This is a genomic window from Clostridium sediminicola (assembly GCF_050402865.1).
GTDB lineage: Bacteria > Bacillota > Clostridia > Clostridiales > Clostridiaceae > Clostridium_AF > Clostridium_AF sediminicola.
On the sequence record NZ_BAABMF010000027.1, the window covers coordinates 22,094 to 47,000 of the forward strand.

18 protein-coding genes, 1 riboswitch and 1 other annotated feature are annotated in these 24,907 nt (G+C 30.8%); of the genes, 17 read left to right on the top strand and 1 reads right to left on the bottom strand.

The genetic code is table 11. The annotated features are described in order from the left end of the window. The first annotated feature begins 40 nt into the window (after positions 1-40). The 10 genes from ACQ3F0_RS24340 to clpB all read left to right on the top strand — a co-directional run bounded on the left by ACQ3F0_RS24340 (position 41) and on the right by clpB (position 12,758). Positions 41-1,066, top strand: coding sequence for a GDP-mannose 4,6-dehydratase (locus ACQ3F0_RS24340; RefSeq protein WP_428868393.1), 1,026 nt, complete (start codon positions 41-43; stop codon positions 1,064-1,066). 254 nt (positions 1,067-1,320) lie between these two features. Further along, on the top strand, positions 1,321-1,716 hold the full coding sequence (locus ACQ3F0_RS24345) for a CAP domain-containing protein (protein WP_428868394.1): 396 nt from the start codon (positions 1,321-1,323) through the stop codon (positions 1,714-1,716). A 178-nt stretch (positions 1,717-1,894) separates the two neighbouring features. Next, positions 1,895-2,794, top strand: coding sequence for an LCP family protein (locus ACQ3F0_RS24350; RefSeq protein ID WP_428868395.1), 900 nt, complete (start codon positions 1,895-1,897; stop codon positions 2,792-2,794). A gap of 232 nt (positions 2,795-3,026) precedes the next feature. After that, complete coding sequence (locus ACQ3F0_RS24355; RefSeq protein ID WP_428868396.1) at positions 3,027-3,980, top strand: uroporphyrinogen decarboxylase family protein; 954 nt, start codon at positions 3,027-3,029, stop codon at positions 3,978-3,980. A 21-nt stretch (positions 3,981-4,001) separates the two neighbouring features. Continuing rightward, positions 4,002-5,393 carry an ABC transporter substrate-binding protein gene (locus ACQ3F0_RS24360; protein ID WP_428868397.1) on the top strand — a complete coding sequence of 464 codons (1,392 nt, stop codon included), beginning with the start codon at positions 4,002-4,004 and terminating at the stop codon, positions 5,391-5,393. 87 nt (positions 5,394-5,480) lie between these two features. Further along, on the top strand, positions 5,481-6,356 hold the full coding sequence (locus tag ACQ3F0_RS24365; RefSeq protein ID WP_428868398.1) for a carbohydrate ABC transporter permease: 876 nt from the start codon (positions 5,481-5,483) through the stop codon (positions 6,354-6,356). A gap of 13 nt (positions 6,357-6,369) precedes the next feature. Then, on the top strand, positions 6,370-7,209 hold the full coding sequence (locus ACQ3F0_RS24370; RefSeq protein WP_428868399.1) for a carbohydrate ABC transporter permease: 840 nt from the start codon (positions 6,370-6,372) through the stop codon (positions 7,207-7,209). Between the two features lie 32 nt (positions 7,210-7,241). Next, positions 7,242-7,904, top strand: coding sequence for a GntR family transcriptional regulator (locus ACQ3F0_RS24375; protein ID WP_428868400.1), 663 nt, complete (start codon positions 7,242-7,244; stop codon positions 7,902-7,904). A 206-nt stretch (positions 7,905-8,110) separates the two neighbouring features. After that, on the top strand, positions 8,111-9,808 hold the full coding sequence (locus ACQ3F0_RS24380; RefSeq protein WP_428868401.1) for a methyl-accepting chemotaxis protein: 1,698 nt from the start codon (positions 8,111-8,113) through the stop codon (positions 9,806-9,808). A gap of 349 nt (positions 9,809-10,157) precedes the next feature. Next, on the top strand, positions 10,158-12,758 hold the full coding sequence (gene clpB, locus ACQ3F0_RS24385) for an ATP-dependent chaperone ClpB (RefSeq protein WP_428868402.1): 2,601 nt from the start codon (positions 10,158-10,160) through the stop codon (positions 12,756-12,758). Positions 12,759-12,866: 108 nt separating this feature from the next. Here clpB and thiC read toward each other — a convergent pair whose 3' ends face one another. Beyond that, positions 12,867-14,177 (bottom strand): phosphomethylpyrimidine synthase ThiC, encoded by a 1,311-nt coding sequence (gene thiC / locus ACQ3F0_RS24390; RefSeq protein WP_428868403.1) that lies wholly within the window; start codon positions 14,175-14,177, stop codon positions 12,867-12,869. 339 nt (positions 14,178-14,516) lie between these two features. After that, positions 14,517-14,624, bottom strand: a riboswitch (TPP riboswitch). A gap of 329 nt (positions 14,625-14,953) precedes the next feature. Here thiC and ACQ3F0_RS24395 point away from each other — a divergent pair. From ACQ3F0_RS24395 to ilvB, 7 genes are all read left to right on the top strand, one after another. Continuing rightward, positions 14,954-15,658, top strand: coding sequence for an ABC transporter ATP-binding protein (locus ACQ3F0_RS24395; RefSeq protein ID WP_428868404.1), 705 nt, complete (start codon positions 14,954-14,956; stop codon positions 15,656-15,658). A gap of 2 nt (positions 15,659-15,660) precedes the next feature. After that, entirely contained in the window at positions 15,661-17,232 is a 1,572-nt protein-coding gene (locus tag ACQ3F0_RS24400; protein WP_428868405.1) for a putative ABC exporter domain-containing protein, read from the top strand. A 578-nt stretch (positions 17,233-17,810) separates the two neighbouring features. Beyond that, entirely contained in the window at positions 17,811-19,460 is a 1,650-nt protein-coding gene (locus ACQ3F0_RS24405) for a DUF5050 domain-containing protein (protein WP_428868406.1), read from the top strand. Between the two features lie 51 nt (positions 19,461-19,511). Then, on the top strand, positions 19,512-20,399 hold the full coding sequence (locus ACQ3F0_RS24410; protein ID WP_428868407.1) for an ROK family protein: 888 nt from the start codon (positions 19,512-19,514) through the stop codon (positions 20,397-20,399). Positions 20,400-20,854: 455 nt separating this feature from the next. Next, positions 20,855-21,072, top strand: a binding site (T-box leader). Beyond that, positions 21,069-21,218 (top strand): hypothetical protein, encoded by a 150-nt coding sequence (locus ACQ3F0_RS24415; RefSeq protein ID WP_428868408.1) that lies wholly within the window; start codon positions 21,069-21,071, stop codon positions 21,216-21,218. (Overlaps the previous feature by 4 nt.) Before the next feature lie 2 nt (positions 21,219-21,220). Beyond that, positions 21,221-22,213, top strand: a complete 993-nt coding sequence (gene ilvC / locus ACQ3F0_RS24420; protein WP_428868409.1) for a ketol-acid reductoisomerase — start codon at positions 21,221-21,223, stop codon at positions 22,211-22,213. A 515-nt stretch (positions 22,214-22,728) separates the two neighbouring features. After that, entirely contained in the window at positions 22,729-24,423 is a 1,695-nt protein-coding gene (ilvB, locus tag ACQ3F0_RS24425; protein ID WP_428868410.1) for a biosynthetic-type acetolactate synthase large subunit, read from the top strand. The last annotated feature ends 484 nt before the right edge of the window (positions 24,424-24,907 follow it).

Below are 24,907 nucleotides of genomic sequence, written 5' to 3' on the forward strand. Positions count from 1 at the left end.
TCAAAAAACATAAAACTTCTATTTTTAAGGAGGCATAAAATTGAGTTACAAAACATTAGATATAACAAAAACATATTTAGTTACTGGAGCTATAGGTTTTATTGGATTTTATTTATCAAAGAAACTTTTAGAAAAAGGATGTAGAGTAATTGGTATTGATAATGTAAATGATTATTATGATGTGAATCTTAAGTATACAAGATTAGAAAAACTTAAACCTTTTGAGAATTTTACATTTATCAAAGGAGATATCTCAGATAAGTCTATGATAATGGAAACCTTTGAAGAGTATAAACCTAATATTGTAGTAAACTTAGCAGCACAAGCAGGTGTAAGATATTCTATTGAAAATCCAGATGTGTATATAGGAAGTAATATAGTAGGATTTTTTAATATCCTTGAAGCTTGTAGATATAATCCAGTAGATCACCTAGTTTATGCATCATCAAGTTCAGTATATGGTTCTAATAAAAAAGTACCTTTTGAAGAAACGGATTTTGTAGATAATCCAGTATCATTATATGCAGCTACAAAGAAATCAAATGAATTAATGGCCCATACGTATAGCTATCTTTACAAAATACCAGCTACAGGTTTAAGATTCTTCACAGTATACGGCCCTATGGGAAGACCAGACATGGCATACTTTGGGTTTACTGATAAGTACTTTAAAGGAGAACCTATTAAGATATTTAACAATGGTGATTTTCAAAATGACTTATACAGAGACTTTACATACGTAGATGATATAGTAGAAGGAATTGAAAGATTACTAATTAACCCATCAGTAGAAGCAGTTCCCCATAAAGTATTTAACATAGGGAACAATAGTCCTGAAAAACTAATGACATTTATAACAACATTAGAGAAATGTTTAAGTAAAGCATTAGGAAAAGAAGTAGAATTCAAGAAAATATTTGAACCTTTAAAAGCAGGAGATGTTTCTGCAACCTATGCTTCAACAGATAAACTTCAAGAAGCAGTAAGATTTAAACCTTCTACAAGTATAGAAGAAGGGCTACAGAATTTTGCTGATTGGTATGTTGATTATTTTGGGGTAAAGTAGATAAAACCAAAGTTCAATTAAAACAGTACCTTGTTTTAATTGAACTTTTTTAATTAGCATTGTTTAAATCAAAAATTTTATAACAATAATCTATAAATGTTGTAAAACTAAATCATAAACTTAATTCAAAACTTATAGATTATACTGAAGGAGGGAATTAAATATGATTTAATTGAATCAAACCATCAGCATACTAGCCATGACTTAAGGATGAAATAAACCAAGAAGTTAAGGTAGAAGAAAGGGATGTTGATATGAGTGTTATATGTAGATTTGAAAATAAAGTAATTAAGTTAGTTAATTGTAAAAGAGCTAAAATGGATTTAAAACCCTTAGTAAGAAATTATGAATTAGCTAAGATAGCAAGATTGAAATCACAAGATTTGGTTGATAATAATTATTTTTCACATAGGTCTCCAACTTATGGATCACCCTTTGATATGATTAGTAATTTTGGCATAACTTATAGTATAGCAGGTGAGAATATTGCATTTGGACAAATCACACCATCTGAGGTTATGAAAGCGTGGATGAAATCTAAGGGGCATAGAAGTAATATTCTAAACTCATCATTTACGGAAATAGGTGTAGGTGTTGTTGTTGATGAACATGGAAGGTATTATTGGACTCAAATGTTTATTGGAAATTAATAAAGTAGCACTTTTAATATAAGAACAATTATGAACTATGTTATTTCTTTCATAATAAATTGGAGTAACATAGTTCTTTTATGCAATTAATTATAAAATTAGTTTACAATAACATTAAATGGATATATAATAAGAATGATGTAAAATATGGTAATTTATTATACAAGGAGCAATCAAAATGAAGAAGAAACACAAAATTATTATTGTCATTATCGTCCCTATATTATTATTAGTTGGTTATTTTGTTTATAAATATAAATCTGTAGCTGATAAGATTGAAAATGTTGAAATTGATAAGTCTAATGAAACTTTGAAGATTTCACCTGAAAAAGAGGTTGAGGCTATAGAGAAAAAAATATATAATTTTGCTTTGTACGGTTTAGATAGAAGAAATGAAAGTGACCCAGCCCGTTCAGATTGTATTATCATAGTAACTGTAAATGAAAAAACAAACACTATTAAATTAAGTTCTATTATGAGAGATACATATGTTCCAATAGAGGCTCATGGTAAAACTAAGATAAATCATGCTTATGCATATGGTGGAGCGGAACTTGCTCTTGGTACTCTAAACAGTAATTTTGATTTAGATATAAAAGATTATGTAGCAGTAAACTTTTGGGATGCTATAGAAATTATTGATTTGATAGGTGGGATTTCTATTGATGTGCATGATGATGAAGTGAAGCATATTAGTGGAGTAGATTCACCTGGTATATATAATTTGACAGGTACACAAGCTTTAGCTTATTCAAGAATTCGTTATGAAGCAGGTGGAGACTATGTGAGAACAGATAGGCAGCGTACAGTCCTTACTTCCATGTTTAAGAAAATTATGAGTTTATCTAATAAACAAAAATACGATTTAATTCCTATGATTGCTTCAAATATAGAGACAAGCATGACAGACGAATACATACTTAAATTAGCAACTTCAGTTATAACAAATGATATTTCAAATATTGAAGATAAAAGATATCCTACAGAAGGAAAAGGTCAAAAGATTAAAGGAGTCTATTACTTAGTAGCAGATCTAGAACAATTGAAAGGTGAACTTCAGGCGTTTATATATAATTAAATAGAAATAATAAAGCAGTGATTTTTTTCGCTGCTTTTTTGCTGAAAATTTAAATTACTCTGATTTTGGTTTACTATCAAACGTTATATTGCTAAATTAAACCTAAATATGTTGACTTTTCAAAATGTAAATGTTATCATTAATAATATCACTAATAATACTACTGATAATACCAGTGTGTTTGATAATATTAATTTTGTATTTTCAATAACTAAATGAAAGGTTGATAATTATGAATAAGAAAGAAAGAGTAATTGCAGCGATTAAGGGTAAAGAAGTAGATAGAGTACCTTCTTGTTTTTCATTACATTTTTCAAAAGATGAAGCATTTGGACAAGTAGGTGTTAACTCTCATCTAGAATTTTTTAAAGAAACAGATACAGATATCATAAAAATAATGAATGAAAATCTTGTCCCTTATATGGGAGATATAAAGAGACCAGATGATTGGAATAAAATAAAAAATATTTCACTTAAAGATGATTTTATGATATCTCAAATAGATATGGTTGAAAGAATCTTGGATAAATGTGAGGCAGATACCTTTAAAGTTGGAACACTACATGGAATAGTTGCTTCAGCCATACATCCTATTGAAGCTATGTATGGTTACGAACCTGTTAGAGAGTTATTATGTACACATATCAGAGAAAATAAAACTCCTGTATTGGATGCTTGTAAACGTATAACAGAAGGTATGTGTCAATTAGCAGAAAAGTATATTGAAATAGGATTAGATGGTATGTACTATGCGGCATTAGGTGGAGAAAAGTATTATTTTACTGATGAGGAGTTTGAAAATCATATAGCACCATTGGATAAATTGATATTACAAGCATCTAAACAAAATAATGGATATAATATTTTGCATATGTGTAAAGACAAGTTAAATCTAGAAAGATATAAATCTTACATAGATTTAGCAGATGTAGTAAACTGGGGCGTTTATGAAGATAACATTTCTTTAGAAGAAGGAAGAAAGTTATTTGGTGATATTACAATAATGGGTGGATTAAGAAACAGAGCTGGCGTTTTAGTTGATGGTACAAATGAAGAAATAGAGCAGGAAGTTAAATCTATAATTGACTCTTTTGGAAAAGAAAAATTTATTTTAGGTGCTGATTGTACATTGCCTACAGAAATTTCTTACAAACGTGTAAATGTAGCTGTAGAGGCTACTAAATAATAAATTATGGGGGGATAAGCAATGAAAAAAAAGATTTTTGCAGTGTTAATGGTAGTAACTTTGTTAATGGGAGTATTTGCTGGATGTGCAAATGATAGCTCAAAAACAGACAGTACAACTACTAATACAACAGAAGGGGAAGAGACTAAAAAAGTATTTCCAGCCGGCAAGATGGTTATTTATGGTTATGGACAACCACAATACCTTCAACAATATTTTGATGCATGGTTAGAAAGAAATAGAGATATAGCACCAGAAGTAAGTATTGAGATTGTTCAAACAGAGGGTGCAGCCGATTCAAGAGAAAAAATAACAATGACATATGCTGCAGGTGCTTATGAAGATTTACCAGATGCATTTTTTATTGATCCAGTAAATTTAATAGATTTATCACAAGGTGATATGGTGAAAGATGTAACAGAATTTATAGCGCCTTTAAAAGACAAACTTGTCGATGGAGCTACAAATGATGCAACAGTTGATGGTAAAATATATGGTTTACCAGAATCAGTAAGACCTCAAGTGGTTTTTTATAATGAAAAAATATTTAAAGAGTATGATATTGATCCATCAAGATTAAGTACAATTGAAGGTTATATAGAAGTAGGTAGAGAATTGAAAGAAAAAAGTAATGGCAAAGTATATCTATCATATATTGATCCAGGTAGTAGGACTTGGAGATATTATGGTAGAAGAGGTTTGCTGCCACAAGCAAATGCAAAGATTTGGGGTGATGATGGTGAAGTTGTTATTGATACAGACCCAGGCGCAAAATTAGCATTTGATGCTCTTGATACAATGTATTCAGAAGGTTTATTATTAAAAACTGCTATTTTTGAACCAGCTTTATATGATGCTGTAAAAGATGGTCAAGTGGCAACATTTTATATTGGAGCCTTCTGGGATGAGTTTTTAAGAAAAAATGTAACTGAAACATCTGGAGATTGGAAAGTAGCAAGCGCACCAAAATTTGAGAGTGTAGGTGTTGCAGGGGCTCCTGTTTCAGGGTATTTTGCAATTATGAATAAACCAGATGGAGAATACGCAGAACTTTGTCAGAAATTATGGCATGACTTCCACTTCGATGCAGAAGCTAGAGAAAAGTGGGTTAATGCAATGGAAGAACAAAATGCGCCTTATGCAAACCCAATAACAAAAGATTTGTTAGCTGACGATTTCTGGAAAGAGCCTTCTGAGTTCTATGGTGGACAATCATTTAGAGAAATGGAAGGAACGGCATTACAGAATGGTGCAACAAATTTAGTTGTTACACCGCAAGATGGAGAAGCTGATAAAATAATTAGCGTAGAACTAGAAAAATATGTAGCTGGTGACCAAACAATGGACGAAGCAATCAAAAATATGGGTGAAAATTTGAGAAATAAGATAGGTAAAGCTGAATTGATTAATTAAATATTATTAATTTATAAGAGTTTAAGGATTTTGACTAAGAGTTAAAATCCTTAAACTAAAATTAAAGTAGATTGGTAGGGTTAAAAGATGACAATTATGAAAACATTAAAAAAACATAAGTATCCATATTTGTTTATTCTTCCATTTTTTCTATTGTTTTTGGTGTTTCAATTAATACCAACCCTATGGACTATTGGTATTAGCTTTACAAAATGGAAGGGTATTGGGAAACCTAAGTTTGTAGGTTTGCAAAATTACAAACAATTATTTAATGATTATATGTTTTGGGATGCGATAAAGAATACAACGATTTATTGGGTAACTGGCGTAGTTTTTATACTATTATTGTCTATAGTAATTGCAACGTTTTTAAATTATAATCATCTTAGAGGACGAAGTTTCTTTAAAAGTGTAACATTCTTACCTAATGTTTGTGCTGCTATTGCAATGGGAATTATTTTTGGGATGCTTTTTGATGAAAATGTTGGTTTAATAAATGAGTTTATAAGTTTATTTGGCATCAATGCTGTTCCATGGCTTACGAGTACAAGTATGTCAAAAGTTCCAGTCGTTGTATTGAATATTTGGCGTAATACACCATGGTTTACAATTATAGTACTATCTGGATTGTTAAATATACCACGTGAATATTATGAAGCTGCAACGGTAGATGGTGCAAATGCATTCCAACAATTTTTTAGAATTACGTTACCTAGTTTATATAATATATTATTCTTTTGTTTTATTACATTAACAGTAGATTCATGGAAAATTTTCAATGAACCGTACATTTTAAAGGGTCCAGGAACATCTAATATGTCTCTTTTTCAATATATGTATGATTCAGGATTTAATATATTTAAAATGGGATACGCATCTGCAATTGGATGTATGCTAACTTTAATTTTGCTAATTGTATCTCTTATTCAATTTCGTATTATGAGAAAACAAGGGAATCTATAGGAGGGTATAAATTATGACATACAAATTAAAAAAAAGCCTAGCTCCTGCATTAATATATATTATATTGGGCATAGTTGTATTTGTCTGCTTATTTCCTATTATTTGGATGTTTATTATCTCCTTAAAAGGACCTAACGAAAGTATAAGTGGATTTAATTCATTATGGGTTAATAGTCCAACATTACAAAACTTTAAAAATGTGTTTAATGTAATTCCAGTTTGGCGCAATCTGTTTAATAGTTTTTTTACAACATTATTAGGAACAATTACAACGCTATTTTTTTGTTCTTTGGCAGGATTTGCATTTGCTAAGTACGAGTTTCCGGGAAAAAAGTTTTTATTCTATTTTGTAATAGCAACGATGCTTATTCCACCAGAAGTTGGCGCAGTACCATTATTTATCATAATGCGTAAATTTAACTTAATAAATAGTTTATGGTCATTAATCATTCCTAGGATTGCTACTGCAGTAGGAATATTTTATATGCGTCAATATATTATAGATGTTCCTACGGAAATTATGGAAGCGGCACGAATAGATGGATGTGGAGATTTTGCTATCTATTCAAAAATAATTGTACCAATTATTAAACCAGCATTGGCTTCGTGGGGAGTTTTAACGATTATTGCTCGATGGAACGATTTTTTCTGGCCATTATTATATTTGCGTTCTGCGAAGAAATATACTTTGATGGTGTCTATATCGTTATTACCAGTAAGCGATGGGTTATCCACACCGTGGCCTGTTATAATGGCAGGAACAACTTTTGCTGTTATTCCAATTATAATTTTGTATTTAGTATTACAGAGATTCCAAAAAGCTGGGTTATCTACTGGTGCAGTTAAAGGATAACAAATATTAAAATAGTAAGGGGGTGAATTGATATGGCGAAAGATTTAAAGAGTATTAAGGATAAAGTATATGAACTTATTTTTCAAGATATTATTAGAGGTGAATATGCTGTTAATACAATAATTAGTGAAAGAATGCTAATTGAAAAATACCAAGTAAGTAAATCACCAATACGAGAGGCATTAGTAGAGCTATGCAAAGAAAATATTCTAAATAGTATTCCACGTTTAGGATATCAAGTTGTTCAGATTACCCCTAAAGAGGTCCATGATGTTCTAGAACTTAGACTAGTTATTGAATTGGCTGCTTTTAGGAAAACTGTAAAATGGATTAATGATGATATTATTAATAAGTTGGAAGATCATATAAATCAGACTATGCAGATGATTGATAAGCATGATGTTATTGAACATTGGACAAAAAATATGGAATTTCATCTTTTATTGTGTAGTTTTTCAAATAATCAATGGATGTATAATACACTTGAATCTGTTTTAAAATGTTGTTCAAGAGGAGCTATACAATATTATTGTGACACTTGGGACAAGAGTGAAGACATGAATAGAGCTAATGCAGCAATGCATATCAAATTATTAAAAGCAATAAAGGCAAAAGATTACACTTTGTGTGAGCAAATATTAACTGAGGATGTATCTTCAATGAAAGATATTTTTCTACAAAGAGACTATACATAGCATGTTAATTGAATATAATATTTCCAAGGAACCAGCTGTCGTATTTTTACGACGGCTGGCGCTTTTATATGCAACTAAATAATTGTGTACGTTGAAATTAAATAAAAATTTTGATATAATTTAATACACTATTAAATGTAAACAATTTCTTAGAAAAACATGAGATGATAAAGTTTTCCTAGGTATTTACTGAGGGGGTTTTACAAATGAAAAGCATCAAAGGGAAATTAGTACTAAATGTAATTTTAATCGTTTTATTTATTTCTGTTTTTATTGGTTCAGCTTCATTATATTTAATACATAAAAATAATGAATATAGATTAACCCAAATTGAGAAAGAATTAAGGTCAAATTATGATACAAGAATCAAAGAGCAGGTTGAAATCGTTGTATCCCAACTGGACGGAATTTATGATGATATAAAAAATGGAACTATTACAGAAGAAGAAGGAAAGGTTATTGCTGCTAATACTATTAGAAATGCAAAGTATGGAGAAAATGGGTATTTTTTTGTTTATACTATGGATGCTGATACTGTAGTTCTTCCCGTCAATACGGATCTTGAAGGGACAAATAGAATTGACCTTATAGATAAAAAAGGAAACAAAATTATGCAAAATTTTATCAAATTGTTAGAAGAGAACGGTGAGGGATACTCTGATTTTTATTATCCAAAACCAGGTGATGATACACCACTTCCTAAAAGAGCTTTTCTAAAACTATATGAACCTTTTGATTGGATGATAGCAACAGGCAATTATACTGATGATATTGATACTTATATTGAAAATGAAAAAGCTATAATTGGAGGTCAATACAGAGGTACAATTATTATACTTCTAATAATCTTATCAATTTCTATTGGTATAGGATATTTAGTTTCATTGTTCTTTAGTAATCACATAAGTAAACCAATTCAAAAACTTTTAAATTCAGCTAATTCAATAGCTGATGGGAATTTGGATGTATCATTGGATATAAATACATCAGATGAAGTTGGTGCATTAGGAGCGGCATTTATAAGAATGTCAAATAATATAAATGAAGTAATGTCTAATATTAATGAAGCTTCAGAACAAGTTGCTTCAGGTTCTAGACAAGTATCTGATTCTAGTATAGCACTATCACAAGGGGCTACTGAACAAGCAAGCTCAATAGAACAATTAACAGCTTCTATAGAAGAAATTGCATCACAGACAAAACACAATGCGCAAAATGCAAACGAAGCAAAAGAAATAGCAGAAGAAGCTAAATTAAATGCAGCAAAAGGTAATGTAGAAATGGAAAAAATGTTAGGATCAATGGCCGAAATTAATGATTCTTCAAAAAATATTTCTAAAATCATTAAAGTTATTGATGAAATTGCATTCCAAACAAATATATTGGCTCTAAATGCTGCAGTTGAAGCAGCAAGAGCAGGAGAGCATGGTAAAGGATTTGCAGTAGTTGCTGAGGAAGTAAGGAATCTTGCAGCACGTTCTGCAAACGCTGCAAAAGAAACAACAGCATTGATAGAAGGATCCATTAATAAAGTCCAAGATGGTACTAAGATCGCAAATAATACAGCAGATGCTCTAAGTGAAATAGTTGAAGGTATTTCAAAAGCTGCAAATTTAGTAGGTGAGATTGCTGTAGCTTCCAATGAACAAGCCATTGGTGTTAGTCAAGTAAACGTAGGAATTAATCAAATAGCAAATGTAGTACAAACTACTTCAGCCACATCAGAAGAAACAGCTTCTGCAAGTGAAGAACTTTCAAGTCAAGCAGTGATGTTGAAAGAACAAGTTAGTACATTTAAGTTAAAGAAAAATAATAATATTCCACTGAAATTTGGAAGTAAAAATAATGAGAGCATGCAGCAACCAAAAATTGAATTGAGTAATCTAGAATTTGATAAATATTAGAACTATGATTTTAATTATTTAATAAAGAACAAAAACATCAGTGAAAACTGGTGTTTTTCATTTTCAAAACTAAGTTCAATTTAATAAACGTTATAAAAAAATAGAAATATTTGCAAATAACTGAAAAAATTATTATAATTAGAGTATGGTTAAACCACAAAAAGTAAGTTGAACTAAAATCAATCATAATATCTACCGCAGATTGACGCGTTCTGACGCTATATATTGTGGTTGAAGTTCAACTAAATTACTTTTTATGGAATAACCAGAGTATATAACTGTAATTATAGAATATAATTATAGTTTATAGAATTTCACAATGGAAAATTTACAAAATGGAGGTTAATCAATGAATATTGATCGAATGACAAAAAGAGTACAAAAATCACTATCAGATGCTCAAGACATTGCAATTAGATATAGCCACCAACAATTGGATATAATTCACTGGTTTGCAGCATTAATAGAAGATAATGAAGGTCTAATTCCTAATATTTTTGAAAAAATGGGAAGAGACGTAAGGGCTATAAAAGAAGAGACAAAAGATGAGCTAAATAAAATGCCAAAGATTTTAGGAGAAACGGGTAATTCTGGCGTATACGCCTCTAGAAGACTAGAAGAAGTTTTTCTAAGAGCAGATGAAATTTCTACAAGATTCAAGGATTCATATGTAAGTGTTGAACACATTTTATTATCAATGATGGAAGTTGATAGTAAAGGTGTTGTAGGAAATATTCTGAAAAAATTTGATATACAAAAGGATGATTTTTTAAGTGCATTACACTCAGTGAGAGGTAATCAAAGAGTTGAGACCCAGGACCCAGAAGGTACTTATGAAGCTCTTTCTAAATACGGCAGAAATTTAGTGGCTGAGGCTAAGAAGCATAAACTTGATCCTGTAATAGGAAGAGATGATGAAATCCGAAGGGTCGTTAGAATACTTTCAAGAAGAACAAAGAATAACCCTGTATTGATAGGGGAACCAGGTGTTGGGAAAACTGCTATTGTTGAAGGTCTAGCAGAAAGAATTGTTCGAGGGGATATACCTGAAGGTTTGAAGAATAAAACAATTTTTTCACTAGACATGGGTGCTTTAATTGCTGGTGCTAAATATAGAGGAGAATTTGAAGAAAGGTTAAAGGCAGTTCTCAAAGAAGTTCAAAGCAGCGAAGGTCAAATAATCCTCTTTATTGACGAGATTCATACTATTGTTGGTGCAGGAAAAACAGAAGGTGCTATGGATGCTGGAAATCTTATAAAGCCAATGCTTGCAAGAGGAGAACTTCACTGTATTGGGGCGACGACATTTGATGAATACAGGAAATATATTGAGAAAGATAAAGCCCTTGAGAGAAGGTTCCAACCAGTTATAATCAATGAACCATCAGTAGAGGATAGTATTTCTATACTAAGAGGACTAAAAGAAAGATTTGAAATTCATCACGGAATTAGAATACATGACTCTGCTATAATCGCAGCAGCAAAAATGTCTGATAGATATATAAATGATAGATTTCTACCAGATAAGGCAATTGACTTAATTGATGAAGCGGGTGCAATGATTAGAACTGAAATAGATAGCTTGCCTGCAGAGCTTGATGAGGTAAGGCGAAGAATATTTCAATTAGAAATTGAAAATGAAGCTCTATCTCATGAGAAAGATAAGGCATCAAAAGAAAGACTAATATCTCTGCTGCAGGAACTTTCAGATCTAAGAAATAGAGATGATGAAATGACTGCTAAATATGAAAATGAAAAAGGGGATATTACTGGAATAAGAGATTCAAAAGAGGAATTAGACAGAGCTAGAGGTCAGCTTGAGAAGGCGGAAAGAGAATATGACTTAAATAAGGTCGCTGAACTGAAGTATGGTGTAATTCCACAAATCGAAGAGGAAATTCAGCAAAAGGAAAAGAGAATAAAAGAAAAGGGAGAAAATTCATTACTAAAAGAAGAAGTAACTGAAAATGAAATTTCTCAAATAGTTTCTAAGTGGACTGGAATTCCTGTTTCAAGATTAATAGAAGGCGAAAGAGATAAACTCCTTAGACTGGAAGATGAATTACATAAAAGAGTAATCGGTCAAGAAGGAGCAGTAATCTCAACTGCCAATGCTGTAATTCGTGCAAGAGCAGGACTTAAAGATATAAAAAGACCAATAGGTTCATTTATATTCTTAGGACCAACAGGTGTAGGTAAAACAGAACTTGCAAAAACCCTTGCAAGAACATTATTTGATAGTGAAGAGAATATCATCAGAGTAGATATGTCTGAATACATGGAAAAATACTCAGTTTCAAGATTAATAGGAGCTCCTCCTGGGTATGTAGGTTACGACGAAGGTGGTCAATTGACAGAAGCAGTAAGAAGAAAACCTTACAGTGTAATTCTATTTGACGAAATAGAAAAAGCACACGATGATGTATTCAACATATTTTTACAAATTCTAGATGATGGAAGGTTAACTGATAATAAAGGAAAAACCGTTGATTTCAAAAATACTATAATCATAATGACTTCTAACATTGGTTCTTCCTATTTATTAGAAAACAAAGAAGAAAATGATATCGAAGAAAATATTAAATCACAAGTAATGGATACGCTAAAAAGAAGGTTCAAACCAGAATTCCTTAATAGACTTGACGATATAATAATGTTTAAACCTCTCTCCATTACACAAATAGAAAAAATAATTGATATTTTCTTAGAAGAAATAAAAGAAAGACTATCAGAAAGAGATATTTCCCTAAACGTCTCCGAAAAAGCAAAAGTGCTATTGGCAAAAGAAGGGTATGACCCCGTTTATGGAGCAAGACCGTTAAAAAGATATATCCAAAATGCCCTTGAAACATCAATAGCTAAAATGATTATAAAAGGTGAAGTTTATAGTGGGAGCAATATCGTGGTTCAGGACAATAATGGACAATTGGTATATAAAGTTGAAGAGTAGTCTTTAATCATGCACAGTGCACAATTATTGATACCTTTCACTATGTGAAAGCTTAAAACTAAATAAAATATAAAAAAACTAAGCTTACAAAGTAAACTTAGTTTTTTGCTAGTCTTCTCTCAAAATATTAATATTCTCTCCATCAATAACCTTATTCATATTTCTAACGGCACACATTTTGCCGCACATTGTACAGGTTTTTTCATCATGAGGTATAGATTCTTCTCTATATTTTCTTGGCCTTTCTGATTCAAGAGCAAGATCGAACATTTTTTCCCAATCCAAATCTCTTCTAGCATCAGCCATTTTATTGTCCCAATCTCTAGCACCTTTTATGCCTTTTCCAATATCACCAGCGTGTGCTGCAATTTTTGTTGCAACGATACCTTCTTTCATATCATCTAATGTTGGGAGTCTTAAGTGCTCTGCTGGAGTTACATAACAAAGGAAATCTACACCAGCAGCAGCGGCAACTGCACCACCAATTGCATTAGTAATGTGATCATATCCAGGAGTAACATCAGTAACTAAAGGCCCTAGAACATAAAATGGAGCACCATGGCATAATTTTTTTTCTAAAACAACATTTGCTGCGATTTCATCAATTGACATGTGACCAGGTCCTTCTATTATAATTTGGACATTTCTTTCCCATGCTTTTAAAGTAAGCTCACCTAAAACCATTAACTCTTTTATTTGAGCAGCATCTGTAGAATCAGCAATACAACCAGGACGACAAGCATCACCTAGGCTGATGGTAACATCGTATTTTTCACATATATCTAGGATTTTATCAAAATGTTCATAAAAAGGATTTTCTTTATTATTTAATTCCATCCATGCATAAATTAAAGAACCTCCTCTAGAGACAATATTTAGTTTTCGCTTGTTTCTTTTGAAAACAGCAGCTGTTTCACGAGTTATACCTGCATGAATAGTCATGAAATCAACACCATCTTCTGCATGTTTTTCAATAACTCTTAATAATTCATCTACAGTCAAATCTTTTAGTTCTTTATCATAGAAGCCTACAGCATCATACATTGGAACAGTTCCAATCATTGCAGAGGATCTTTGGATTAATTTATTTCTAAATTCCTCAGTTTTTCCATAGCAACTCAAATCCATAATAGATTCAACTTTCATTTCTATGGCTTTATCAACCTTTTCAAGTTCTTTATCAATGTTACAACAATCTTTAGAGATACCCAAATTTACATTGACTTTTGTTTTGAGTCCGTTACCTACCCCCTCAGGTTTTATGCTTTTATGATTTTTGTTAGAAGGTATTGCTACTTGTCCCTTTGCAATTAATTCTCTTAATACTTCAATGTCCATGTTCTCTTTCTTTGCTACAATTTCCATTTCCTTTGTAATAATGCCCTTCTTAGCGGCATCCATTTGTGTTGAATAATTCATTATTAAAAAACCCCCTTTTTTTCTAATGCGTAATGCACAATTGTGGATACCTTTCACTAACGTGAAAGATTTTGATTTAAAGCTTTTGTAATTAAAAAAGAGGAAGCATTTTCAGCTTCCTCATAATACAGAGACAAACATTACACAAATTAATAGTTGTAGTTGTCTGTCTATAGATAATTCTTACGTAAACTAAATAGTCTACAATGAAATAAAAAAAACACCCAAACTAAAGTTTGCGCGTTATAGTTTTTGTAGAAATACTGCACCCAAATTAATTAAATAATTCATAAAAATGAAGAATATTTATTTAATTCTGTGCTGTACATTGCTAACTATATATTACGAACTTTACTTCCCTACGTTAGAATTATCTAAATCAGGTTATGAGGGTAAGAGAAAATATCTCAGTCTCAGCTTGTTAAACAAGCTCCCCTAGTAACAAATTGTATTCAATTTTATAAAATCTAATTTACATGAAGAATTATAACATATAAAGAAAATAATATCAAATTTATAGACAAATTGTTAATAAACAATTTCTAATTTGTAACAAATTTGAAACCTTTTTAACATAGAATAGTGTATAATGATAGATAAACTACTGCGTAGATTTATCTATATCAATGCATGATTCATAATTAAGGATTCCTTTTGCGATAGCAAAAGTACAGATTTCCAATCTGCGAAGCAGATAAAGGCTTAGTTGAAGATTTTCTGCAAGAAAATCAACATTAATTGTGCATTGTGAATTGAAAAGGAATGGGGGATTATATTTGTTATTTGTTAATGATTTAACTAAAAAATACGATGATTTTACAGCTGTTGATAATATAAGTTTTGAAGTCGATCCTGGAGAAATTGCAGTTTTACTTGGGCCTAATGGAGCAGGTAAAAGTACAACTATTAAGTGCATTACAGGACTTTTGAAGTATGATGGAAATATTAAGATAGGTGATTTTGAAAATAAAACAGTAGAAGCAAAAAAAATATTTGCATATATTCCGGAGACACCTGCTCTTTTTGATATGTTAACTGTGGAAGAACATATGGAGTACATTGCCCATGCTTATAAAGTTGGGGAATATAAAGAATATGCTGAAGAATTATTGGAGAGATTTGATTTAACAGATAAAAGAAAAAAATTAGGAAAAGAGCTTTCTAAAGGTATGCAACAAAAGGTGAGTATATGTTGTGGACTTATTGTGAGGCCAAAAGTTATTTTATTTGATGAACCTATGATTGGACTAGACCCTAAAGCAATCAAAGAATTGAAGAAAGTCTTTGTGGAACTTAGAGAACAAGGATGTTCTATTTTAATAAGTACGCATATCATAGATTCAATAGAGGAAATTTGGGATAAGGCATTAATAATGAATAAAGGTAATATTGTGCTTTCAAGAACTAGACTTGAAATTGAAAAATCAGGGGAATCTTTGGAAGAAAGATTTTTTGAAGTGACAGAAGGTAAGGAGGGATAGTATTGTCTTCTTTGTTTTATATAATGAGGAAAAGTTTTAAAAATCATTTATTAGATTTAAAGAAAAAACCATTGGCATTAATAGGATATATTTTAGGAGCTGCCTTTTTTATAGGTATGATAGTAATAAGTTTTATCATGCCATCAAATTTAGTCTCAAAGGCATCACCTGAAATTTTTGGGATGATTGTAACAGGTCTTTTAGTAATAGGAACATTATTACTTATAAAGGCTGCTGTGAAAAATGGTGGAACGTTTTTTAGACAGTCTGATGTTAACTTAGTGTTTACATCCCCTGTGTCTCAAAAAAAAGTATTGATATATGGATTTATAAAACAATTATATAGAACAATATTTTTCTTGTTTATATTTGTTTTTCAAATCCCAAATATAAAGAACAATTTTGCATTGTCTAATGAAGGTATTTTAATAGCATTATTTGCAGTATTTATATATTTGTTAACTACATCTGTTTTATCAATATTAATTTACTCATTAAGTTCAAATAGTAAAATGACAAAGTACATTATTGAAAAAGGTATTAATATATTATTAGCAGCTATTGTAATAGCATATCTATTTTACCTTTACAAGACAAGAGACATGTTTGCAGCAGCCAATGTATTGTTTAATTCACAATTGTTTATGTATTTACCTTTCTTTGGGTGGATTAAAGCACTACTTCTAAGTGCTATCGGAGTTGGAAATGCTACAGTATGGATTAATATGGTTTTACTAATTGGATTTTATGCCGTAGTTGTTGCTATTTTAGTTATGGTTAATACAGATTACTATGAAGATGTGTTAGGTGCTACTGAAAACTATGAGGAAGTTATAAAATTAAAAAAAGAAGGAAAGTCCATGTATGCTGGAATGAAGAATAAAAAGCTTAGAAAAGTAAATTCTAAATTTACAGGTACAGGCGCAAAAGCTATATTCCAAAGACATATGCTTGAATATAGAAAAGCGGGATTTTTATTTATAGATACAAGTACTATAGTATTTTTGGTTTCATCAATTGTGTATTCATTCTTTTTAAGAAGTGTTCAGGGTATTGACACTATACTTTATTTTTCTGTATACATGCTATTTATATTTTCATTCCAAGGAAAATGGATATATGAAAATACTAAGCCGTATATTTTTTTGATACCTGCAAGCTCAGCTAGTAAAGTTTTCTATGCAACACTAGCTGATAATATAAAACACTTTATTGATGGTATAGCATTATTTTTAGTAGCGGGGATAATTAAAGGAGCGGATCCAATAACTATTTTGTTATGTATAATAGTTTTTACAACCTATGGGTCAGTGTTTATTTATGGAGATGTTTGGGCAAGAAGCATTTTTGGCTCTGTACACAGTAAAAATTTAGAAGTATTTTTTAAATTCTTACTTGTAATAGTCATAACTATTCCAGGATTGGCTGCGAATATATTGATCTTAGTTTTTTTAAGAGATTTAGCTACAGCTAAATACCTTGGATATCTTGCTATGATCGCATATAATATTTTACTTTCAGGAGTATTGTTGATGGTTTCAAGAAGTGTATTTGAAAAACTAGAAATGAAGTAAATTTACAAATAGTTAATTGAAAAAATATGGAAATGTGGTAAAATATTCTTAGTGCGTGGGACAAACTTCCCGAATGCAGAAAAGTTGTTAATGTATTCGGGACAAACTTCCCATGTGTTTTTTTTAATAGTTTGTAGAAAAATAAACTAAAAAAATATTGTGTTTATTGTAAAAAGTTTAGGAATTTACATGATAAATATTAAAAAAAGTGATATAATATTCTTGAATGAGTTATCAGTTGGTACTAAGATGAATGGGAATTGGATAGAATATAGTATATGATTTAATTATTTGGCAAAGATAGCCTAGAAGTAAAAAGGTATAAACTTGAAACTTCTATTCTAATCACATATAAAAATGAGACCTGAGCATATGCTCAGGTTTTATTTTTGTGTTATATTTTATTGATTGAATCAGTTATAAATTTCATTCTTTTGAATTATTATCTTATGTTGAAAGATAGATTTGTGGCTTAATCATGATATAATAAGAGAAGATAGAAAAATAGAAATAGAAGAGGATGTAAACATAAAGTGGTTGTTTATATGAGTAACTGGAACTAACAGAGGAGGACTATTGTGAAAAGAACAGCAATACTGTTAATAACTTTGGCGCTAGCAATATCAGGCTGTGGAAAAAAAACTAATGATTATAATATAGAAAATAAAAATGGAGTTAGCCATGCAGAAATGGATAATGATTTAAAGGATTCCGCTAAAATTGAGGAAGAAAAGGTTGGTACCACATTAAAAGCTACTAAAGTACATTCATACAGAGATAATTATCAGGAGCAGCTCTATAATGAATACTTATATTATATTGACAAAGAAAACCATATTTCCAAAATAAACGAGGACACGGGTAAAGTGGACAAGGTTCTAAGGTCTAATGAGAAGATTCAAGATTTTACTATAAATAATGATAGAATTTTTTATTATGTAAATGAAGATTCAGTAAATAGACTCTATTTTATTGATATAAATGGAGGGAATATAAAAAAATCTATTGAAAATATAAATAGCGAACTTTCAGAAGAAGAATCACTTTTAGATAAAATTCTTATTAATGATGATGATATTTGTTATATAAAAGATAATGATATTCGTATAGCGAGTATTTCAAAAGGGACAATAAAGAGCTTACTTGAAGAAAATAAATTTATTGTTAAGGAACTTATTGATATAAAAAATGATAAACTCTATTTTAGTGCGACTCAAGGGGATAAATTATTAGTTTATACTATGGATACTACTGGAGAAAATCTTAGAATAATAACTCATTATAAAGAAGAAACGAAAAACTTGTCAGAAATATTCAAAATTTATGGTGATTACGTATATTACATTAATACGGATAGTGTAAGTAGGTTAATCAGGATGAATAAAAAAGGCGATAAAAAGAATGTTTTTACAGGTTATGATATTAAAATGTTTACAGTTGAGAATGATTTCGTTTATGTTTTAGATGGTTCAGAAGGTGCCATTAATAACTTGTTTGTATCTTATACTGATGGAAAAACAAAGTTAATAGATGATGAAGTTGTTAGTTATGATGTAGTGGAGGGTCAGATATTTTATATAAAAATAAATGAGGAGTCTAAGTGGGGAATTTATAAAAGCAATCTTGATATTGAAACCAATATTCTTGGAGAAGAGCAACTTATATTACTAGACCAAAACGAATATATTAGTGAGATGAAGGCTGCTATAGGATATGTCTATTATATATTAAAGAATGGAACTCTATGTAGATATAATGTTAGCACAGGAAGTGTAAAGGAAATTGCAAACAATGTATCACAACTGCAGCGAATAAGAGGAGCCATATGTTATGGTAGTTTACTTGTTGACACATTATATTTGAATAGTATTAATGTTGAAACCATTAAAAATATTGATGAAACACAATTAATTAGTTTGATTAATGATTTTGATAAAGCTTGGGAAGATTATGTAAATGAAGTAAACGAACATATAATGAATTATATCGTGCCACAAAGTCCTGTAACTAGGTATATTACAAGATTTGATAGAAATAATATAACAGAAGAGTTTTTAGATATTTCAGTCATTGATATAAGAATAGATGGCGATGGTGCAGAAATAGATGTGGATGAAAAATTAAAGAAAATTACTCGTGGAGAAGAGAAAATTATTGATTATCAATGGACTTATTTGATAAGGAAAGTTGATGAAGAATGGAAAGTTTATAACTATCGAGCTAGATAAAAACGATAGTTATAAGTTACAATTTACAACTAAAAGAATTGGGGGTATTTTATGTTATTTGCAGGTATTGAAGCAGGAGGTACTAAATTTGTTTGTGCAATTGGAAATGAAAAAGGTGAAATTCTAGAAAAAGAATCTTTTCCAACTACAACTCCAGATGAAACTATGGCAAAGGTAATAGGTTTTTTTGAAGGTAAGGACTTTGTTGCAATGGGAGTGGGATCTTTTGGACCAATAGATCCAGACGAGAACAGTAAAACTTATGGTGCTATAACAACAACACCAAAAGTAGCATGGACAAACTATAATATCATTAATGAATTAAAGAGACACTTTGATGTACCAATGTCTTTTGATACTGATGTTAATGGGGCTGCTTTAGGTGAACTTACTTGGGGAGCTGCTAAAGGTCTTCATTCTTGCCTATATATAACGGTAGGAACAGGTATAGGTGCAGGAGCGGTTGTAGAAAATAATCTAGTACACGGCTTACTTCATCCTGAAATGGGACATATACTTATAAGAAGACATAAAGATGATAATTATGAAGGTAAATGCCCTTATCATAAAGATTGTTTTGAAGGCATGGCGGCAGGACCAGCTATTGAAGAGAGATGGGGAGTCAAAGGTCATGAACTTCCAAATGATCACAAAGCTTGGGATTTTGAAGCTTACTATTTAGCGCAAGCGCTAGTTAATTATATACTAATTTTATCTCCACAAAAAATTATAATGGGTGGAGGAGTAATGCAACAAGAACAACTTTTCCCTAAAATCAGAAAATATGTTATAGAACTATTAAATGGCTATGTTCAAAAAGATGAAATATCCAAAAGTATAGATGAATACATTGTTTATCCAAAACTAGGACAAGCAGCGGGAACTTGTGGAGCGATAGCGTTAGCAATTAAAGCCAATAGGGAAACAGTTGTAAGTTGAAAGTTGTAAGTGGTAAGTTAATGAAGATTTTTTTTGGAAAAATCCATTGAACTAAGCTTTTGTTAGCTTGGCTAACTGGAATATTGTACTTTTGCTACGCAAAAGGAAAGATATAATAAATGATAAAACTAAGTTTACTTATGTGAGCTTAGTTTTTATCATCTATATAATTAAAAGCTTTCACATAGTGAAAGGTATCCTCAACTTATAACCTACAACTTACACCTTATAAGTCAAAAAAAGTTATTATATTTCAAAAAAAAACTTTCCAACATAAAAAAAATTATAAAAAGCAACTGCAAATAATTGAGGCTGAAATGCTTTACATCTATATGAATTATACTATTTTTGCAAAAAAAAATAATAGTAACAAAATATTCATAATTATTGGCAAAATATTTAGTTGCAAAAATTCCTAAATGATTGTATTCTATTAATCAAATACTGAATATTGATTTGAAGCAAAGATTGGGAAGAGTAATGTGAAAAATGTCTTTCAGAGAGTGGGGTAAGGTGAAAGCCCACAGATAATTATCATATGAAAATCACCCATGAGCTGCAAGCTGAAATATAGTTGAAAATTGTCAACTGCTAAAAGTAAGCTGTGCCGGTGATGAGCCGTTATTTAATTAAGTTATAAAATTGAGTGGAACCGCGGAGAATCGCCTCATGGCATGGGTTCTTATTTTTTTACCCAAAAATGGAGAGATAAAGAATAAAAAATTAAGAATTATGGAAGATTTTCTAAAAGAAAATCTAATAAATATAAAAATCAAAGCTTTTCGAAAGAAAAGCATCACAGAAACCAAGGGGGCTTAAAAATGGCAAAAGTATATTATGATCAGGATGCAAATTTGAATTTATTACAGGGGAAAAAAGTAGCTATTATAGGTTACGGAAGTCAAGGCCATGCACATGCACTTAACTTAAAAGAAAGTGGAGTAGAAGTAGTAATTGGTTTATATGAGGGTAGTAAATCAAAAAAAGTTGCAGAAGAAGCAGGTTTAACTGTTTTAGAAACTTCAGAAGCTGCAAAAGTAGCAGATATTATCATGATGTTAATACCAGACGAATTACAAGGTTCAGTTTATAACGAAAAAATTAAACCATATTTAGAAGAAGGAAATGCACTTATATTTGCTCATGGATTTAACATTCTTTACAAACAAATAGTTCCACCAGCATTTGTTGATGTATTCATGGTAGCACCAAAAGGTCCAGGACATACAGTAAGAAGTCAATTTCAAATTGGACACGGAGTACCTTGTTTAATAGCTATTGAGCAAGATTACACTGGAAACGCTAAAGACATGGCACTTGCTTATGCTAAAGGTGTAGGTGGTACTAGAGGTGGAGTTTTAGAAACTACTTTTAAAGATGAAACAGAAACTGATTTATTCGGAGAGCAAGCTGTATTATGTGGTGGGGTTACTGCATTGATGCAAGCTGGATTCGATACATTAGTAGAAGCTGGATACGCTCCAGAAAATGCATACTTCGAGTGTGTACATGAGATGAAATTAATAGTAGACCTTATTTTCCAAGGCGGATTTGAATATATGAGATACTCAATCAGTGACACTGCTGAATATGGGGATTATGTAACAGGAAGCAGAATCATCACTGATGAAACTAAAAAAGAAATGAAACAAATTCTTAAAGAAATCCAAGAAGGAACATTTGCTAGAAACTGGTTAGCTGAGAACCAAGTTGGAAGACCATACTTCAACAGCATGAAGAGAATTGGTACAGAAACTGGAGTTGAAAAAGTAGGTAAAGAACTTAGATCAATGTTCTCATGGAGCAAGAAGTAATAGAACTTGCTGAGCAAGTTTTATCAGTGGACGGTTTACAATTGACAGTCAACAGTTACTGTCAACTGAAAATTGTCAACTAAAAAAGCGTGGTAGCAAAATTGTTTTTAAAAAAGCCCAAAAGCCTGTAAAATGGCTTTTGGGAAAATAAAAAGGGGACTTTTAGCAATTCACAATTGTTGACACATTTTAATTGTCAATTGTGCATTGTAAATATGAATTTAACATGGTGATGGGGCTCACTATGTATGTTAAGTTAGAAAGATTATTTATATTAGAAAGAAAATTGAAATTGCAATTATAAAATACTTTTGTAAAGATAAAAAACAATAAAAAAAGGAACAGCTACAACTTGAATTATCAGATAATTCGAAATATTCAAACAATAGTGGTGAGTAAGGTTTACAGTTAAAGTCTATAGTAGAGGCTTAATTGAAGGATTTTCTCAAAGAAAATCAACATTAACTGAAAACTGAGAACTGACAACAGTAAACTAAAAAAAAGGGGGCTTTATTTTGAAACTAAGTGGGGCGCAATTATTCTTACAATGTCTAAAAGAATTAGCAGTGGATACAATCTTTGGTTATCCGGGAGGGGCAGTTTTACCAATATATGATTGTTTTTATAAAGAAAAAGATATAAAACATGTAATGACAGCTCATGAGCAGGGGGCTACTCATGCAGCAGATGGATATGCTAGAGTATCAGGTGAAGTTGGTGTTGTTTTGACAACTTCAGGGCCGGGAGCCACGAATACTATAACAGGGATTGCAACAGCGTATAGTGATTCAGTTCCATTAGTAGTGGTGACAGGTCAGGTGCCGACAGCATTAATAGGTAAAGCTGCTTTTCAAGAGATAGATATTTGTGCAATAGCAGAACCTATTACGAAAAAAACTTATTTGATTAATAATGTAAATGAAATACCGAAAATTATGGAAGAAGCTTTTTTCTTAGCTCAAGATGGAAGACCAGGTCCAGTATTAATAGATTTCCCTAAAGATATTCAAAATACAATGACAGAATATAAAGAAGGATATGCTAAAGAATTGAGAAGCGAAAGATTTGAAAATGATAAAGATGAAAATAAAGAGTGTCTTACTAATTTAGGTGGATTATTAGAAAAGGCAGCTATGGCTATAAATAATGGAAAGAGACCTATGATTTATGCTGGGGGCGGCGTAATAAAATCAGAAGGTGAAAAAGAATTGCTGGAATTTGCTGAAAAGATAAAATCTCCTGTAACGCTTTCACTAATGGGGTTAGGTGCTTTCCCTGGAACTCATAAATATTTCACAGGACTTGCAGGTATGCACGGTTCTAAAGCATCTAACATGGGGATTACAAAGAGTGACGTTCTTATTGCTGTAGGATCAAGATTTTCAGATAGAGTTACTGGAAAGACTAGTGCTTTTGCAAAGGATGCAACTATAATTCATATTGATATAGATGAAAAAGAACTTGGTAAAAACGTTGGAACAGATATACCTCTTAATGGAGATGTAAAAAATGTATTACAAGAATTAATAAAAATGGTGGATGAGAAAGAGGAATCTAGTTGGAATCAACAAATTGAAAACTGGAAAAATAATCATCCGTTGAAATACACTGATAATGGGGATTTATCAGGTCAATATGTAGTTGAAAAGCTATATGAAGCTACAAATGGTGATGCTGTGATTTGCACAGAAGTTGGTCAAAATCAAGTATGGGCAGCTCAATTTTATAAGTATGATGATTCTAAGAGTTTTATATCCTCAGGTGGAATAGGAACTATGGGATATGGACTTGGTGCAGCTATAGGTGCTAATTTTACAAATACAAGTAAGCAAATTATCAATGTAGCAGGAGATGGAAGTTTCAAGATGAATTCTCATGAATTAGCTACAGTATCTAGATACAAAATCCCTATGGTGCAATTAGTATTGAATAATTCTGTATTGGGTATGGTGTATCAGTGGCAAGATTTATTTTATGATGGAAGATATTCTTATACGGAATTCGGAAATGATGTAAGTTTTGAAAAACTTTCAGCAGCTTATAATATTCCTTATTTTAGAATAGTTAATAAGGAAGAAACAGAAGAAGTATTAAATAAAGCTCTAGCTGTTGATGGTCCAGTGCTAGTTGAATGTTTGATTCCACCAGAACACAAAGTTTATCCAATGGTACCACCAGGAGAAGGCATAGAAAATATGATTGAAGGATAGTATATAGATGTACTGTATCTATACTTTAGCTAACAATTAAGTTGAAATTTAGATTAATGGTAATTACGTGTTATTATTGACTGTCAATCGTAAACTGAAAACTAATAAATAAATTGTCTATTAAAATTAAAAGTTCATTTGTATCGTATAATTGTGTGAATGAACTTTTTATTGTATCTAAAAGTATGCATAATGTATTGAAAATTATGTATTATAGTAAAAGGTTCTGAGTAGCTTATATATAGAAATATTAGATAAAATAAAAAAATATAAAAAAAAACAAAAAAGGTTGTTGACAAATATCAAAAATAGTAATATAATAAATTCTGTCGTCAAGAGCGACACACGAAATAAAAAATTTGATCTTTGAAAATTAAACAGAGAATGATAATAAATGCCAGTCAATGAATTTAAGTAATGAGTAAATGATTGAACTTTTCAAATTGAGAGTTTGATCCTGGCTCAGGACGAACGCTGGCGGCGT

Excerpts from the sequence above, each read along its gene's own strand:
- ACQ3F0_RS24345 (WP_428868394.1), top strand. The coding sequence starts at position 1,321 with ATGAGTGTTATATGTAGATTTGAAAATAAAGTAATTAAGTTAGTTAAT.
- ACQ3F0_RS24350 (WP_428868395.1), top strand. The coding sequence starts at position 1,895 with ATGAAGAAGAAACACAAAATTATTATTGTCATTATCGTCCCTATATTA.
- ACQ3F0_RS24355 (WP_428868396.1), top strand. The coding sequence starts at position 3,027 with ATGAATAAGAAAGAAAGAGTAATTGCAGCGATTAAGGGTAAAGAAGTA.
- ACQ3F0_RS24360 (WP_428868397.1), top strand. The coding sequence starts at position 4,002 with ATGAAAAAAAAGATTTTTGCAGTGTTAATGGTAGTAACTTTGTTAATG.
- ACQ3F0_RS24365 (WP_428868398.1), top strand. The coding sequence starts at position 5,481 with ATGACAATTATGAAAACATTAAAAAAACATAAGTATCCATATTTGTTT.
- ACQ3F0_RS24370 (WP_428868399.1), top strand. The coding sequence starts at position 6,370 with ATGACATACAAATTAAAAAAAAGCCTAGCTCCTGCATTAATATATATT.
- ACQ3F0_RS24375 (WP_428868400.1), top strand. The coding sequence starts at position 7,242 with ATGGCGAAAGATTTAAAGAGTATTAAGGATAAAGTATATGAACTTATT.
- ACQ3F0_RS24380 (WP_428868401.1), top strand. The coding sequence starts at position 8,111 with ATGAAAAGCATCAAAGGGAAATTAGTACTAAATGTAATTTTAATCGTT.
- clpB (WP_428868402.1), top strand. The coding sequence starts at position 10,158 with ATGAATATTGATCGAATGACAAAAAGAGTACAAAAATCACTATCAGAT.
- thiC (WP_428868403.1), bottom strand. The coding sequence starts at position 14,177 with ATGAATTATTCAACACAAATGGATGCCGCTAAGAAGGGCATTATTACA.
- ACQ3F0_RS24410 (WP_428868407.1), top strand. The coding sequence starts at position 19,512 with ATGTTATTTGCAGGTATTGAAGCAGGAGGTACTAAATTTGTTTGTGCA.
- ACQ3F0_RS24415 (WP_428868408.1), top strand. The coding sequence starts at position 21,069 with ATGGCATGGGTTCTTATTTTTTTACCCAAAAATGGAGAGATAAAGAAT.
- ilvC (WP_428868409.1), top strand. The coding sequence starts at position 21,221 with ATGGCAAAAGTATATTATGATCAGGATGCAAATTTGAATTTATTACAG.